The organism is Pseudomonas piscis (assembly GCF_009380155.1).
Lineage (GTDB): Bacteria > Pseudomonadota > Gammaproteobacteria > Pseudomonadales > Pseudomonadaceae > Aquipseudomonas > Aquipseudomonas piscis.
The window spans coordinates 444,352-458,322 of sequence record NZ_WHUV01000003.1 but is presented as its reverse complement, the minus strand read 5'-3'; the positions used below and the strand labels follow the sequence as shown (position 1 = coordinate 458,322).

The 13,971-nt window shown below is 62.9% G+C and carries 10 protein-coding genes and 1 pseudogene; 5 read left to right on the top strand and 6 right to left on the bottom strand.

Going from position 1 to position 13,971, the window contains the following annotated elements:
* Nucleotides 1-107 precede the first annotated feature (107 nt).
* Both GDH07_RS19000 and GDH07_RS18995 read right to left on the bottom strand, forming a co-directional pair.
* Nucleotides 108-947 carry a mechanosensitive ion channel family protein gene (locus GDH07_RS19000; protein WP_152898519.1) on the bottom strand — a complete coding sequence of 280 codons (840 nt, stop codon included), beginning with the start codon at nt 945-947 and terminating at the stop codon, nt 108-110.
* A 138-nt stretch (nt 948-1,085) separates the two neighbouring features.
* Nucleotides 1,086-1,571 (bottom strand): YajQ family cyclic di-GMP-binding protein, encoded by a 486-nt coding sequence (locus GDH07_RS18995; RefSeq protein WP_022640522.1) that lies wholly within the window; start codon nt 1,569-1,571, stop codon nt 1,086-1,088.
* Nucleotides 1,572-1,714: 143 nt separating this feature from the next.
* Here GDH07_RS18995 and GDH07_RS18990 point away from each other — a divergent pair, with 143 nt between their 5' ends.
* The 3 genes from GDH07_RS18990 to GDH07_RS18980 are packed head-to-tail and all read left to right on the top strand — an operon-like array spanning nt 1,715 to nt 5,292.
* Entirely contained in the window at nt 1,715-2,632 is a 918-nt protein-coding gene (locus GDH07_RS18990; RefSeq protein WP_152898518.1) for a putative 2-dehydropantoate 2-reductase, read from the top strand.
* Between the two features lie 45 nt (nt 2,633-2,677).
* Nucleotides 2,678-4,714 carry a sensor histidine kinase gene (locus tag GDH07_RS18985; RefSeq protein ID WP_053131570.1) on the top strand — a complete coding sequence of 679 codons (2,037 nt, stop codon included), beginning with the start codon at nt 2,678-2,680 and terminating at the stop codon, nt 4,712-4,714.
* 2 nt (nt 4,715-4,716) lie between these two features.
* Nucleotides 4,717-5,292 carry a cob(I)yrinic acid a,c-diamide adenosyltransferase gene (locus tag GDH07_RS18980; protein WP_152898517.1) on the top strand — a complete coding sequence of 192 codons (576 nt, stop codon included), beginning with the start codon at nt 4,717-4,719 and terminating at the stop codon, nt 5,290-5,292.
* Nucleotides 5,293-5,337: 45 nt separating this feature from the next.
* Here the strand turns inward: GDH07_RS18980 and GDH07_RS18975 are convergent, their stop codons facing one another.
* The 3 genes from GDH07_RS18975 to secA all read right to left on the bottom strand — a co-directional run bounded on the left by GDH07_RS18975 (nt 5,338) and on the right by secA (nt 10,476).
* Entirely contained in the window at nt 5,338-6,282 is a 945-nt protein-coding gene (locus GDH07_RS18975) for a Nudix family hydrolase (protein WP_343038287.1), read from the bottom strand.
* A gap of 115 nt (nt 6,283-6,397) precedes the next feature.
* Nucleotides 6,398-7,615, bottom strand: a complete 1,218-nt coding sequence (argJ, locus tag GDH07_RS18970; protein ID WP_152898516.1) for a bifunctional glutamate N-acetyltransferase/amino-acid acetyltransferase ArgJ — start codon at nt 7,613-7,615, stop codon at nt 6,398-6,400.
* 119 nt (nt 7,616-7,734) lie between these two features.
* Nucleotides 7,735-10,476: a preprotein translocase subunit SecA gene (secA, locus tag GDH07_RS18965; protein WP_053131579.1), complete on the bottom strand. Its 2,742-nt coding sequence runs from the start codon at nt 10,474-10,476 to the stop codon at nt 7,735-7,737.
* Nucleotides 10,477-10,799: 323 nt separating this feature from the next.
* On the opposite strand from secA, the gene GDH07_RS18960 reads away from it, so the two are divergent.
* Nucleotides 10,800-11,255: a DUF721 domain-containing protein gene (locus tag GDH07_RS18960; protein WP_152898515.1), complete on the top strand. Its 456-nt coding sequence runs from the start codon at nt 10,800-10,802 to the stop codon at nt 11,253-11,255.
* A gap of 1 nt (nt 11,256) precedes the next feature.
* On the opposite strand, the gene GDH07_RS18955 is transcribed toward GDH07_RS18960, so the two are convergent.
* Nucleotides 11,257-12,741: a helicase HerA-like domain-containing protein gene (locus GDH07_RS18955; protein WP_022640530.1), complete on the bottom strand. Its 1,485-nt coding sequence runs from the start codon at nt 12,739-12,741 to the stop codon at nt 11,257-11,259.
* Nucleotides 12,742-12,935: 194 nt separating this feature from the next.
* On the opposite strand from GDH07_RS18955, the pseudogene GDH07_RS32900 reads away from it, so the two are divergent.
* Nucleotides 12,936-13,967: pseudogene (locus GDH07_RS32900) on the top strand (HAMP domain-containing protein); the annotation flags it as partial.
* Between the last annotated feature and the right edge of the window lie 4 nt (nt 13,968-13,971).

Here is a 13,971-nt window from a genome sequence, read left to right as displayed (position 1 = left end):
GCAACAAACCCGCTTAGTTGCCAGGCCGCAAAACAAACAAGGGGCCCATGGCCCCTTGTCTTGAACAACATTAGCTGACCGAACAGCCAACTTGTGAAACCATCTTGTTACACGGCGGCTTCCTGGACCATGCGGATCACCCGTTGCGGAAACGGGATATCGATACCCGCGGCCTTCAAACGATCACGGGACAACTCGTTGAACTGGAACATGACATCCCAGTAGTCGGCAGTCTTGACCCAGACGCGCAACGACAGGGTGATGGCGCTGTCGCCCAGGGTCGAAACCACGGCCACCGGCGCCGGGTCGGCCAGCACACGCTCATCCTTGGCTAGCTCCAGCAACACTTCACGGGCCTTCTGCAGGTCCGCGTCGTAATCCACGCCCACATCGAATACCACCTTGCGAGTGGGTTGGCGGTTGTAGTTGGTGATGATGCCGTTGGACAGGTTGCCGTTGGGCACGATCACCGTCTTGTTGTCACCGGTACGCAGCACCGTGTGGAAGATCTGGATGCTGTCGACGGTACCGCTGATGCCCTGGGCTTCGATGAAGTCACCAATGCGGAACGGACGGAACAGCAGGATCAGCACTCCGCCGGCAAAGTTCGCCAGGCTGCCTTGCAGCGCCAGGCCAATGGCCAGGCCGGCGGCGCCGATGGCGGCGACGAAGGAAGTGGTCTCGACACCGATCATCGAGGCCACGCTGACGATCAGCAGGACCTTAAGCACGATGTTCGCCAGGCTGCTGATGAAGCCCTGCAACGCCTGGTCGGCATTACGCAGTGCCAGGAGCTTGCCCACTTTATGGGTCAGCTTATTGATCAGCCACCAACCGATGGCCAGGGTGAGCACGGCCAGCAGCACGCGACTGCCGTATTCCATGATCATCGGAATCCAGGCCTGGGAAGCCCGGACCAGGTTGTCTACTTCAGCATTCAAATCCATCTATCTCTCCAGGTTTCCGCGATTGCGCAGGATGCATGACTGACAGGCAGAACGACCGGCTCCCGGGGAGCTCAATCGTTTCTGCCATCGCTCCGGCCTCGGACGCCAACAAGAGCTAGAGGTTCCCGGAAGCGTCGATCAATCACGGAAGTTGTTGAACTGCAGCGGCATGCCGAATTCCTTGCCACGCAATGCCGCGATGGCCTCTTGCAGGTCGTCGCGCTTCTTGCCGGTCACCCGGACCTGCTCGCCCTGGATGGCGGCCTGCACCTTGAGCTTGGCCTCCTTGATATGGGCAACGATCTTCTTCGCCAGTTCCTTGTCGATCCCTTCCTTGAGCACCGCTTCCTGCTTCATCACCTTGCCGGAGGCATAGGCGTCCTTGATTTCCAGGCATTGCACGTCGATCTTGCGCTTGACCAGGGCCAGCTTGAGGATCTCGATCATCGCTTCCAGCTGGAACTCGGCTTCAGCGGTCAGGTTGACGGTCAGGTCCTTGTCCTTGAACTCGAAGCTGCCCTTGCCCTTCAGGTCGTAGCGGCGATCCAGTTCCTTGACGGCGTTTTCCACCGCGTTGGTGACTTCGTGCTTGTCCAGTTCGGATACCACGTCAAACGACGGCATGTACTCTCTCCAAATAAAAAGGGGCGCTGTTCAGAACATCGAACACGCCCGGCTTGCGGTTAAAATCCGCGCTCATTATAACGGGTCTTTCCCCTCCTTCACCGCGTGCCCTCCCCGGGCCTGCCAAACAGAGCGAAAACTTGATGTCCACTACCTGGCACGTCCTCGGCGCCGGCAGCCTCGGTACTCTCTGGGCCACACGCCTGGCCCGCGCCGGCCTGCCGGTACGCCTGATCCTGCGGGACCAGGCCCGCTTGCAGGACTACCAAGCCGCTGGCGGCCTGACCCTGGTCGAACAGGGCCAGAGCCACCTGTATCCGATCCCCGGCGAAACCTGCGACGGCCCGCAACCGATCCAGCGCCTGCTGCTGGCTTGCAAGGCCTACGATGCCGAGGCGGCCGTGGCGCGCATCGCCACCCGCCTGGCTCCAGGGGCCGAGCTGATCCTCTTGCAAAATGGCCTGGGCAGCCAGGACGCCGTGGCCGCCCGGGTTCCCGGGGCACGCTGCATCGCCGCCTCCAGCACCGAGGGGGCATTCCGCGATGGCGACTGGCGCGTGGTATTCGCCGGACATGGCTATACCTGGCTCGGCGATGTCGGCCACCCCAGCGCGCCGATCTGGCTGGATGAACTCAGTGCCAGTGGCATTCCCCATGAATGGACCACCCAGATCCTCACCCGGCTCTGGCGCAAGCTGGCGCTCAACTGCGCCATCAACCCCCTGACGGTGCTGTACGACTGCCGCAATGGCGGCCTGCAGCAACACCGCTGTGAAGTCGCCACCCTGTGTGCCGAACTGGGCGAGCTGCTGCAATGCTGTGGGCAACCCGATGCGGCGCAAGACCTGCAACAGGAAGTCGAACGGGTGATCCAGGCCACCGCCGCCAATTACTCCTCGATGTACCAGGACGTGGCCAACCAGCGGCGTACCGAAATCCGCTACCTGCTGGGCCACGCCTGCGCAGTCGCCAACCGCCATCGGCTGGCGTTGCCGCACCTGCAGCAACTGCAACTGCGCCTCAAGGAACACCTGCAACTGCACGGATTGCCCAGCGACTGAGCAGCGGCTACGCTGCCCACTTGCTCATTTCCAGCGATATAGCCGATGCCATTGCGCCAGCGTCTCGAAAACCTGCCGGTGGGCCAAAAGCTCCTGGCGGCCCTGCTTGTCTTGCTGACCACAGTGCTGCTGGTCGCCAACCTGACCTTCATCAGCGCGGCCTACTGGATCTCCCAGGAGAGCATGGCGCCCCAGGCCCTGCAGACCATCGGCCGGTTGGTGTCCAATCCGACCCTGTCGCTCCAGGCGTTGAACTCGCCCCAGGATGCGGAACGGTTGCTCAGCGAACTCGATAGCTACTCGCCCCTGCGCGCTGCGGCCATCTATGACGGCAGCGGCCAGCGCATCGCCCAGTTGCAGCACGGCGATCGCCTCAAGCTGCCCGAGCGCTACCGGCATATCGAGGCCTGGCAACTGACCGAGTTTCGCAGCAACCAGGTGATCCCCCTGCCCCGTCCGGGCCAGGAGCCGGGTCACCTGCTGCTGGTGGCCACCAGCGAACTGCCCATGGCCTTCTATACCGGCACCCTCACCGCCAGCCTGGGCATCCTGATCTTCAGCGTGCTGCTGTGGCTGATCATCGCCCGGCAGATCAAGCGCCTGATCACCCAGCCGATCCACCAGCTCGAGGAGCTGTCGCGCCAGGTCACCCGTGAAGAGAACTACGCCCTGCGCGCGGCGCGCGGCAACCACGACGAAATCGGCAGCCTGGCCGAGGCCTTCAACACCATGCTGTCGCGGATCGAGGCTCGGGAGCAGCAGCTCAAGCGTGCCCGGGACGATTCCCAGGCCGCCTACGACCAGGCCCAGGGGCTGGCCGAAGAGACCCGCCACACCAACCGCAAGCTGGAACTGGAAGTCCAGGTACGCAGCAAGATCGAGAAGAAGCTCACCGGCTTCCAGAACTACCTCAACAGCATCATCGACTCCATGCCCTCGGCGTTGATCGCCCTGGACGAACAGCTGTACGTCACCCAGTGGAACCAGGAGGCCAGCGCTCTGTCCGGGACTCGCCTGGACGAGGCCCTGAACCAGCCGATCTTCCTGGCCTTCGAACCGCTCAAGCCATTCCTGCCCCAACTCAAGGAAACCGTGGAACAGCACACGGTGGCCAAGATCGAGCGGGTTACCTGGTTCAAGGATGAAGAAGCCAAGCACTATGCCCTGACCTTCTACCCGCTGATGGGCGGTGCCGGACGCGGGGTGGTGATCCGTATCGACGACATCACCCAACGCCTGTCCCTGGAAGAAATGATGGTGCAGTCGGAAAAGATGCTCTCGGTGGGCGGCCTCGCGGCCGGCATGGCCCACGAGATCAACAACCCCCTGGGGGCGATCCTGCACAACGTGCAGAACATCCGCCGCCGGCTATCCCCGGAACTGCCGAAGAACCTCGAATATGCCCAGCAGAGCGGGGTCGAGCTGCAAACCGTCAACCGTTACCTGGAAAGCCGCGAAGTCCCGCAATTGCTCGATGGCATCCAGCAGGCCGGGGGCCGAGCGGCGAAGATCGTCACCCATATGCTCAGCTTCAGTCGCCGTAGCAACCGGCAGATGGCGCCCTGCGACCTGCCGGCGCTGATCGACCAGGCAGTGGAGATCGCCGGCAACGACTTCGACCTGGCGATCGGCTTCGACTTCAAGGGCCAGGCGATCATCCGCCAGTTCGATCCGAACCTGGGCCCGGTTCCCGGCACCGCCAACGAACTGGAGCAGGTGCTGCTCAACCTGCTGAAGAACGCCGCCCAGGCCATTCACCAGCGCGACGACGACAGCGAGCCGGGACGGATCATCCTGCGTACCCGGCTCAATCCGCCCTGGGCGGAAATCCAGGTGGAGGACAACGGCATCGGCATGAGCGAGAACGTGCGCAAGCGCACCTTCGAGCCATTCTTCACCACCAAGGAAATCGGCCAGGGCACCGGCCTCGGCCTGTCGGTGTCGTACTTCATCATCACCAACAACCACAAAGGGCAGATGGAAGTGCAATCGACCCGGGGCCAGGGCACCTGCTTCACCCTGCGCCTGCCCCTGGCCAGCAACCAGCCCCCGGTCCAAGCACCGTTACCACTGGAGAACTAGACATGGGTTTTCGCTTGTCGAAGATTTACACCCGCACCGGCGACAGGGGCGAAACCGGCCTGGGAGATGGGCGCCGAGTGCCCAAGGACCATCCGCGGATCGAGGCCATCGGCGAAGTCGACACCCTGAACAGCCAGCTGGGCCTGCTGCTGGCCGGCCTGGAAGAACAGCGCATGGCTTATCCCGGGCTGGCCCAGGTGATCGAGGTCCTGGCACCCTGCCAGCATCGCTTGTTCGACCTTGGCGGCGAGCTGGCGATGCCGGTGTACCAGGCGCTCGATGAGCTGGAAGTGCAGCGCCTGGAGGCTGCCATCGATAGCTGGAACGAGGAGCTGGGCCCGCTGGAGAACTTCATCCTGCCCGGAGGCTCGATGCTGATCGCCCAGGCCCACGTCTGCCGTAGCCTGGCCCGCAGCGCCGAACGCCGCTGCCAGCAACTCAATGCGATCGAGCCGCTACAGGGAGTCGGGCTGGCCTATATCAATCGCCTGTCGGACCTGCTGTTCGTCGCTGCTCGCTTGATTGCCAAGCGCCAGGGCATCGCCGAGATCCTCTGGCAGGCCGCCGCCAAACCCTGACGGACAACGACTTGGCGGGGCGGCACCGGCAAGCCGTTGCTTGATTCAGTCTTGCGGCCAGAAGGCACGGATCCCCGCCACGCCCTGGGCGCCGCAGGCCCAGGCCTGTTCACACTGGGCCGGACCTACGCCACCTAGCAAGTACACCGGCTTGTTGAAGCCGACGATCAGTTGCCCGGCCTGCTCCCAACCCAGGGGCTGGGCATCGGGATGGGTCTGGGTCGGCTGCACCGGCGACAGGGTCACGAAGTCCACGTCCATTTGCTGCGCCAGGGCCAGTTCCTCGGCGTCATGGCAGGAGGCCGCCAACCAGCGATCCTTGCCGAATGGGCGCCCGGCACTGGCGTACTTGCGCAGTTGGGCCGACGTCATATGCCAGCCGGCCGACGGAAAGTCCCCCAGCCACTCGAAAGGTCCCTTGAGCATCAGCTGCGCCTTGCCGGCGCACAGGCCCACCGCATCCACCGCCAGGTCGCGATACTGCGGATCGTAGCCAGCGGGCGCCCGCAACTGGATCAGCTTGCAGCCCTGGGCAATGGCCTTCTGCATGCCACGCAGCAGGGCCGGGGTTTCCAGGCCCTCTGGAGTAATCAGGTAGTGCTCGGGCAAACGCGCTGCCGCGACGATCGGCTGATTGGCCGCCGGGAACTCATAATCGCCCAATTGCCGTGGACTCACCCAGGCCAGGGGCTGGCCTTCGGCACCATGGGGCTCGCCGCTGAAGGCCGAGACCTCCCATACATCCAGCAAAACCTGCTTGTCCGGATAGTCGTGCTGCACCTTGATCAGTGGGCGCGCAGCCTGCATGGCAATACCCAGTTCTTCCTGCAGCTCCCTGGCCAATGCCGCCTGCACTGTTTCCCCGGCCTCGACCTTGCCCCCGGGAAACTCCCAAAGGCCCCCTTGATGCTGAGTATCGGCACGTCGGGCGATCAGGATCTTGCCATTGGCATCCCGGATGACGGCCGCTGCCACATGTACTCGTTTCACCGCGTTTTCCTCTGGTCCGGCATTCGGCCGGCCTGGGTGGCCAGCCGATGAAAAAATGATGGTCGCCAAGCGCGAAGGCCTGCCCCGGATGGTTCCGAGGCGGCCATAGCGAGTATCAGGTACGGTACTCGGCGTTGATCTTCACGTACTCGTGGGACAGGTCGGTGGTCCAGATGGTTTCGCTGCAGGTACCACGTCCCAGTTCGATACGGATGGTGATCTCTTCCTGCTGCATCACCGCCGCACCCTGGGCCTCGGTATAGCTGGCCGCCCGAGCGCCACGACTGGCGATGCAGACCTCGCCTAGGAACACGTCGATCTTGCTCACATCCAGGTCCGGCACGCCGGCACGCCCCACGGCTGCCAGGATCCGCCCCCAGTTCGGGTCGGAAGCGAACAGCGCCGTCTTGATCAGCGGCGAGTGGGCCACGGTGTAGCCCACGTCCAGGCACTCCTGGTGGTTGCCGCCGCCATTGACTTGGACAGTGACGAACTTGGTGGCGCCTTCACCGTCGCGGACGATGGCCTGGGCCACTTCCATGCAGACTTCGAACACCGCCTGCTTCAGCGCAGCGAACAGCGGGCCGCTGGCCTCGGTGATCTCCGGCAGGTCGGCCTGGCCGGTAGCGATCAGCATGCAACAGTCGTTGGTGGAGGTGTCGCCGTCGATGGTGATGCGATTGAAGGACTTGTTGGCACCATCCAGCAGCAGGTTCTGCAGCACTTCGCGGGAGACCTTGGCGTCGGTGGCGATGTAGCCAAGCATGGTCGCCATGTTCGGCCGGATCATTCCCGCGCCCTTGCTGATGCCGGTGACGGTGATGGTCACGCCGTCATGCTGGAACTGGCGGCTGGCGCCCTTGGGCAGGGTATCGGTGGTCATGATCCCGGTGGCGGCAGCGGCCCAGTTATCCACGGACAGGTCGTCCAGGGCGGCTTGCAAGGCACCTTCGATCTTCTCCACAGGCAGCGGCTCGCCGATGACCCCGGTGGAGTACGGCAGCACTGCGCTGGCGTCGACCCCGGTCAGCTCCGCCAGCTTGGCGCAGGTACGGCTGGCTGCCGCCAGGCCAGGCTCGCCGGTACCGGCGTTGGCATTACCAGTGTTGGTCAGCAGGTAACGCACCGGCCCCTGCACGCGCTGCTTGGCCAGGATCACCGGCGCGGCGCAGAACGCATTGAGGGTGAACACCCCGGCCACCGTGGAGCCTTCGGCACAGCGCATGACCACCACATCCTTGCGCCCGGGGCGCTTGATACCAGCCGAGGCGATACCGAGTTCGAAACCGGTAACCGGGTGCAACGTTGGCAAAGGACCAAGACCAACAGCCATGAATGCGCTCCTCTTATCAGATGGGGCACCGTCGGCATAAAAGACGGTGCTGCAAATGGAAAAACGCCGCGACGGCTGATGCCGTCACGGCGTGGGTGTTTCAGTGTCTGGCGAGGATCTTAGTTGATCTGGCCGTGACAGTGTTTGTACTTCTTGCCCGAACCGCAGTAGCACAGTTCGTTGCGACCCAGCTTCTGTTCATTGCGTACCGGCGCGGAAGCCAGGGCCACGTCCACCTCGACGCCCTCTTCCATTGCTTCGGGCTGGTCCAGGCCTGGAGCCTCGGCGTGCTCGAACTGCATGCGACGGGCCAGGGCCTCGGCTTCCTGGCGCAGGCGCGCCTCTTCCTCGGCCGGGTCTTCGCGACGCACCTGGACGTGGGACAGCACGCGGATCGAGTCGCGCTTGATGGAATCCAGCAGCTCGGAGAACAGCGTGAAGGACTCGCGCTTGTACTCCTGCTTGGGGTTCTTCTGCGCATAACCACGCAGGTGGATGCCGTGGCGCAGGTGGTCCATGGTCGACAGGTGGTCTTTCCACAGGTCGTCCAGGACTCGCAGCACGATCTGCTTCTCGAAGGTGCGCAACGCTTCGGCGCCGGCCTGGTCTTCTTTTTCGTTGTACGCGGCGATCAGCTCGTTGAGCAGCTTCTCACGCAGGGTTTCTTCGTACAGGTGATCGTCTTCGTCGAGCCATTGCTGGATCGGCAGGTTCACCCCGAAATCGCTCTGGAGTGCAGCCTCCAGGCCAGCCACATCCCACTGCTCAGGCAGCGACTGTGGAGGAATATGGGCACTGACGGTGGCGCTCAGCACGTCCTGGCGGAAGTCGGCGATGGTTTCGCCGATGTTGTCCGCGGCCAGCAGCGTGTTGCGCATGTGGTAGATCACCTTGCGCTGCTCGTTGTTGACGTCGTCGAACTCCAGGAGCTGCTTGCGGATGTCGAAGTTACGGCCTTCGACCTTGCGCTGGGCCTTCTCGATGGCGTTGGTCACCATGCGGTGCTCGATCGCCTCGCCGGACTGCATGCCCAGGGCCTTCATGAAGTTCTTCACCCGGTCGGAGGCGAAGATGCGCATCAGGCTATCTTCCAGCGACAGGTAGAAACGGCTGGAACCGGCGTCGCCCTGGCGACCGGCGCGACCACGCAGCTGGTTGTCGATACGCCGCGATTCGTGGCGCTCGGAAGCGATGACCTGCAGGCCACCGGACTCCAGAACCTGCTGATGGCGTTTCTGCCAGTCGGCCTTGATCTGGGCGATCTGCTCGGGAGTCGGGTTCTCCAGGGAGGCGACTTCCACTTCCCAGTTGCCGCCCAGCAGGATGTCGGTACCACGGCCCGCCATGTTGGTGGCGATGGTCAAAGCTCCCGGACGACCGGCCTGGGCAATGATCTCGGCTTCCTTTTCGTGGAACTTGGCGTTCAGGACCTTGTGCTCGATGCCTTCCTTGTTGAGCAGGTTGGACATGTGCTCGGAGGTCTCGATGGTGGCGGTACCCACCAGCACCGGACGACCCTTGGTCATGCAGTCCTTGATGTCGCTGATGATCGCGGCGTACTTCTCGTCCGCGGTCAGGAACACCAGGTCGTTGTAGTCCTTGCGCGCCAACGGCTTGTTCGGCGGGATGACCATCACCTGCAGGCCGTAGATCTGATGGAACTCGAACGCTTCGGTATCGGCGGTGCCGGTCATGCCGGACAGCTTGGTGTACAGGCGGAAGTAGTTCTGGAAGGTGGTCGAGGCCAGGGTTTGGCTCTCGGCCTGGATATTGAGGTTTTCCTTGGCCTCGATGGCCTGGTGCAGGCCCTCGGAGAGGCGACGGCCGGGCATGGTGCGACCGGTGTGCTCGTCCACCAGGACCACCTGGCCGTCCTGCACGATGTACTCGACGTTGCGGTTGAACAGCTTGTGCGCCCGCAGGCCGGCATAGACGTGGGTCAAGAGGCCCAGGTTATGGGCCGAGTACAGGCTCTCGCCTTCGGCCAGCAGGCCGACCTGGGTCAGCATCTCTTCGATGAACTGATGGCCGGCTTCGTTGAGTTCGACCTGGCGGGTCTTCTCGTCGACGGTGAAGTGACCAGCCTTGGTGACCTGGCCTTCCACTTCCTCGATGTGCTGTTCAAGACGCGGGATCAGCTTGTTGATCTCGGTGTACAGGCGGGAGCTGTCTTCGGCCTGACCGGAAATGATCAACGGAGTACGGGCTTCGTCGATGAGGATCGAGTCGACCTCGTCGATCACGGCAAAATTGAGCTCGCGCTGGAATTTTTCTTCCATGCTGAAAGCCATGTTGTCGCGCAGGTAGTCGAAGCCGAATTCGTTGTTGGTGCCGTAGGTGATATCGGCGGCGTAGGCGGCGCGCTTTTCCTCAGGCGGCTGGAACGGCGTGACCACGCCGACGCTCAGGCCGAGGAACTCATACAGAGGGCGCATCCAGTTGGCGTCGCGGCGTGCCAGGTAGTCGTTCACCGTCACCACGTGCACGCCCTTGCCGGACAATGCGTTGAGATAGACACCCAGGGTCGCTACCAGGGTCTTGCCCTCGCCGGTGCGCATCTCGGCGATCTTGCCTTCATGCAAGGTCATGCCACCGATCAGCTGCACATCGAAGTGGCGCATCCCCATGATCCGCTTACCGGCTTCACGGGCGACCGCAAAGGCTTCGGGCAGCAGTTTGTCGAGGGTTTCACCCTTGGCGATACGGGCCTTGAACTCCGCGGTCTTGGCACGCAATTGATCGTCCGAAAGGGCCACCATTTGCTCTTCGAAGGCATTGACGATCTGTACCGTCTTGAGCATGCGCTTGACTTCACGCTCGTTCTTGCTTCCAAAAAGTTTCTTTAACAAAGGCGCAAACATATCGGCAGGATCTTCCACACATAGGGTTGGAGGGCGGCCCCGGTGAGTCGCCCGAGCAGCCCTCATGGCCGCATGCGAACGAGCATTCTACCCGGAAACGATGGTGAGGAAAGTGGCGTTATTCCACGATGCTGGCACAGCGCTTTGACGGGGCCCACCTAAAATAAGGGCTTTTCGTTGAACTTCAAGTACATTCCCCACAGAAGTTACTGATCACGATCAGCAAAGGATCACCAACTCGACGCCAGGCGAAAAAATGACGAACCGGGTGCGCCGGACGCTTTCTGTTACCATGGTGCCTCTGTAACTTCAGGTTTCTAACCATGGCATTTCGCCCTCTTACGGCGCGTCCTCCCGCCGTTCTTCTTCGCGAAGCCAAGCCTCTCAAAGCCATACTCGGCCACGCCCAGCGCCTGGCGCACCTGCAGCGCCTGCTGGACAGCCAGTTGCAGCCGGCGGCTCGCGAACATTGCCACGTCGCATCCTGGCGCGAAGGCAGCCTGCTGCTGATCGTCACCGACGGGCACTGGGCTACCCGCTTGCGCTACCAGCAGAAGCGCCTGCAGCGCCAACTCCAGGCGTTCGACGAATTCGCCCGCCTGACGCGCATCCAGTTCAAGGTCCAGCCCCCCACCGTCCAGCGGGGAGCGGCCGGACACAGCATAGACCTGTCGAACAACGCCGCCGAGACCATCCAGGCCACTGCCAACGGCATCTCCGACCCCAAGTTGCGCGCGGCCCTGGAGCGCCTGGCCAGCCACGCCAAGCCACGCAGCTGAGTCAGCGGCGCTTGCCGCCCAGCAACGAGCCCATCAGCCCACGCACCAGCTGCCGCCCCAGCTGATTGGCGGCCTGGCGCATCGCCGACTTCAAGGCCTGCCCGGCCGCGGTCCCCAGGAACTCACCAGCCCGGTCGGCCAGGCTCGGTTCCTCGGACAGCGGTTTGCCAGCTTCGACCTGCCCCTGCGGCGCCAGCTCCTTGCGCCCCATCAGCACCTCATAGGCGGATTCGCGATCGATCGGCTTGTCATAGCGTCCCAATAGCGGCGAACTGGCGATCAGGGCCTGGCGCTCGGCCTCGGTCAACGGCCCGATCCGTGATTGCGGCGGCGCCACCAGCACCCGCTGGACCATCTCCGGCGTGCCCTTGTCCTGCAGCGTGCCGACCAACGCCTCGCCAATGCCCAGCTCGGTCAGCACCGAGAGCGCATCGAATGCCGGGTTGGGCCGGAAACCATCGGCCACCGCCCGCAGCGACTTCTGTTCCTTGGCGGTGAACGCCCGCAGACCGTGCTGGATGCGCAAGCCCAGCTGGGCCAGCACATCATCCGGCAGGTCCCCTGGCGACTGGGTCACGAAGTACACCCCGACGCCCTTGGAGCGAATCAGCCGCACCACTTGCTCCAGGCGATCCTGCAAGGCCTTTGGGGTACCGGCGAACAGCAGGTGCGCCTCGTCGAAGAACAGCGCCAGCAACGGTTTGTCGGCATCGCCCCGCTCAGGCAATTGCTCGAACAACTCGGCCAGCAGCCATAGAAGGAAGGTGGCATAGACTTTCGGCGCCTCGTGCACCAGGCGACTGGCATCGAGCAAGTGGATCCGTCCCCGACCATCGGCGGCCGGCTGCAGGATGTCCTCCAGTTGCAGGGCCGGCTCGCCGAACAACGATTCGGCGCCCTGTTGCTCCAGCGTAGCCAGGCGCCGCAACAGGGCCTGGCTGGAGCCGGTGGTCATCAATGCCGCGTCTTCGCCCAGCAGTTGCGGATTGTCCTTGAGGTGGTTGAGCAGCGCCTTGAGATCCTTGAGATCCAGCAGCAACAAGCCTTCGCGATCCGCCACCTTGAACGCCGCATACAACGCCGACTGCTGGCTGTCGGTGAGCTCCAGCAGGCTGCCCAGCAACAGCGGTCCCATTTCGCTCAGGGTGGTGCGCAGCGGATGACCGGACTGGCCATGAATATCCCACAAGGTCACGGGATAGGCCTGGGGCCGGTGGTTGAGCCAGGGCATGCCGGCAATCCGCTCGGCGACCTTGCCCTGGGGATTGCCCGCGGCGCCCAGCCCGCAGAGATCCCCCTTGATGTCCGCGGCGAAGACCGCCACCCCGGCATCGCTGAAAGCTTCCGCCAGGCGCTGCAGGGTGACGGTCTTGCCGGTACCGGTAGCGCCAGCCACCAGGCCATGGCGGTTGGCCAGGCGCATGGCCTGGGCGATCGGCTGGCCGTCGAGGCCGGCGCCGATGATGAGTTGCGATGAGTCAGGCATTTTGTCACCCCTGGTTAATCTTTGGCCTTACACGGTCGATATGAAGAAATGATGGATCAGAAGTATCTGAAATAAAGGTCAGGTAATTCCCTTGGGATAGATGGAGATATCAGCTTATTTATAACACCGCCTCTTTGGCGCACCGTTCCAACCCGATGCCCTGGACTCAAAGACCTTAGCGGACACCCCAAGCCATGAACAAAAATCTGCGCTTCAGCCACAAGATCCTGCTTGCCGCCTCGCTCATCGTCATAGCTGCCTTTGCACTATTCACGCTCTATAACGATTACCTGCAACGTAACGCCATCCGTGATGATCTGGACAACTATCTTCAGGAAATGGGCGACGTCACTGCAAAAAATATTCAGACCTGGCTCGCTGGCCGTGCGCTGTTGATCGAGAACCTCTCCCAGTCGGTGGCCCTGAACCCCGACCTGGCCAATGTCAGCAACCTGCTGCAACAGAAGGCCGTGAGCTCCACCTTCATGGGTGCCTACCTGGGCAACCAGGACGGCAGCTTCATTATCCGCCCGGACAGCAAGATGCCCGATGGCTACGACCCGCGCGCGCGCCCCTGGTACAAGAGCGCCGAAAGCACCAATGGCTCGGCCCTGACCGAACCCTATGTCGACCTGGCCACGGGGCAACTGGTGATTTCCATCGTCGATAGCGTGCTCAAGAACGGCCAGCGCACCGGCGCGGTCGGCGGCGACCTGAGCCTGCAAGTGATCGCCGACACGGTCAACGCCCTGGACTTCGACGGTATGGGCTACGCCTTCCTGATCAGTGCCGACGGCAAGGTGCTGGTCCACCCGGACAAGAACCTGGTGATGAAGAACCTCAAGGACATCTACCCCCAGGACACGCCGAAGATCAGCAATGAACTGAGCGAAGTCAGTGTCGACGGCAAGACGCGCATCGTCACCTTCACCCAGATCAAGGGCTTGTCCTCGGTGAACTGGTACATCGGCCTGTCGGTGGACAAGGACAAGGCCTTCGCGATGCTCAGCGAATTCCGCACCTCGGCGGTGATCGCCACCCTGACGGCGGTGGCCCTCACTATCGCCCTGCTGGGCCTGCTGATTCGCCTGCTGATGCAACCCTTGCACGTGATGACCCGTGCCATGCAGGACATCGCCGACGGTGAAGGCGACCTGACCCGCCGCCTGAACATCCATAACCACGACGAGTTCGGCATCCTGGGCATCGCCTTCAACCGCTTCGTGGAAC

Bases quoted from the DNA above. Each gene is read 5' to 3' on its own strand.
- GDH07_RS19000 (WP_152898519.1), bottom strand. From the start codon at position 947: ATGGATTTGAATGCTGAAGTAGACAACCTGGTCCGGGCTTCCCAGGCC.
- GDH07_RS18995 (WP_022640522.1), bottom strand. From the start codon at position 1,571: ATGCCGTCGTTTGACGTGGTATCCGAACTGGACAAGCACGAAGTCACC.
- GDH07_RS18990 (WP_152898518.1), top strand. From the start codon at position 1,715: ATGTCCACTACCTGGCACGTCCTCGGCGCCGGCAGCCTCGGTACTCTC.
- GDH07_RS18985 (WP_053131570.1), top strand. From the start codon at position 2,678: ATGCCATTGCGCCAGCGTCTCGAAAACCTGCCGGTGGGCCAAAAGCTC.
- GDH07_RS18980 (WP_152898517.1), top strand. From the start codon at position 4,717: ATGGGTTTTCGCTTGTCGAAGATTTACACCCGCACCGGCGACAGGGGC.
- argJ (WP_152898516.1), bottom strand. From the start codon at position 7,615: ATGGCTGTTGGTCTTGGTCCTTTGCCAACGTTGCACCCGGTTACCGGT.
- secA (WP_053131579.1), bottom strand. From the start codon at position 10,476: ATGTTTGCGCCTTTGTTAAAGAAACTTTTTGGAAGCAAGAACGAGCGT.
- GDH07_RS18960 (WP_152898515.1), top strand. From the start codon at position 10,800: ATGGCATTTCGCCCTCTTACGGCGCGTCCTCCCGCCGTTCTTCTTCGC.
- GDH07_RS18955 (WP_022640530.1), bottom strand. From the start codon at position 12,741: ATGCCTGACTCATCGCAACTCATCATCGGCGCCGGCCTCGACGGCCAG.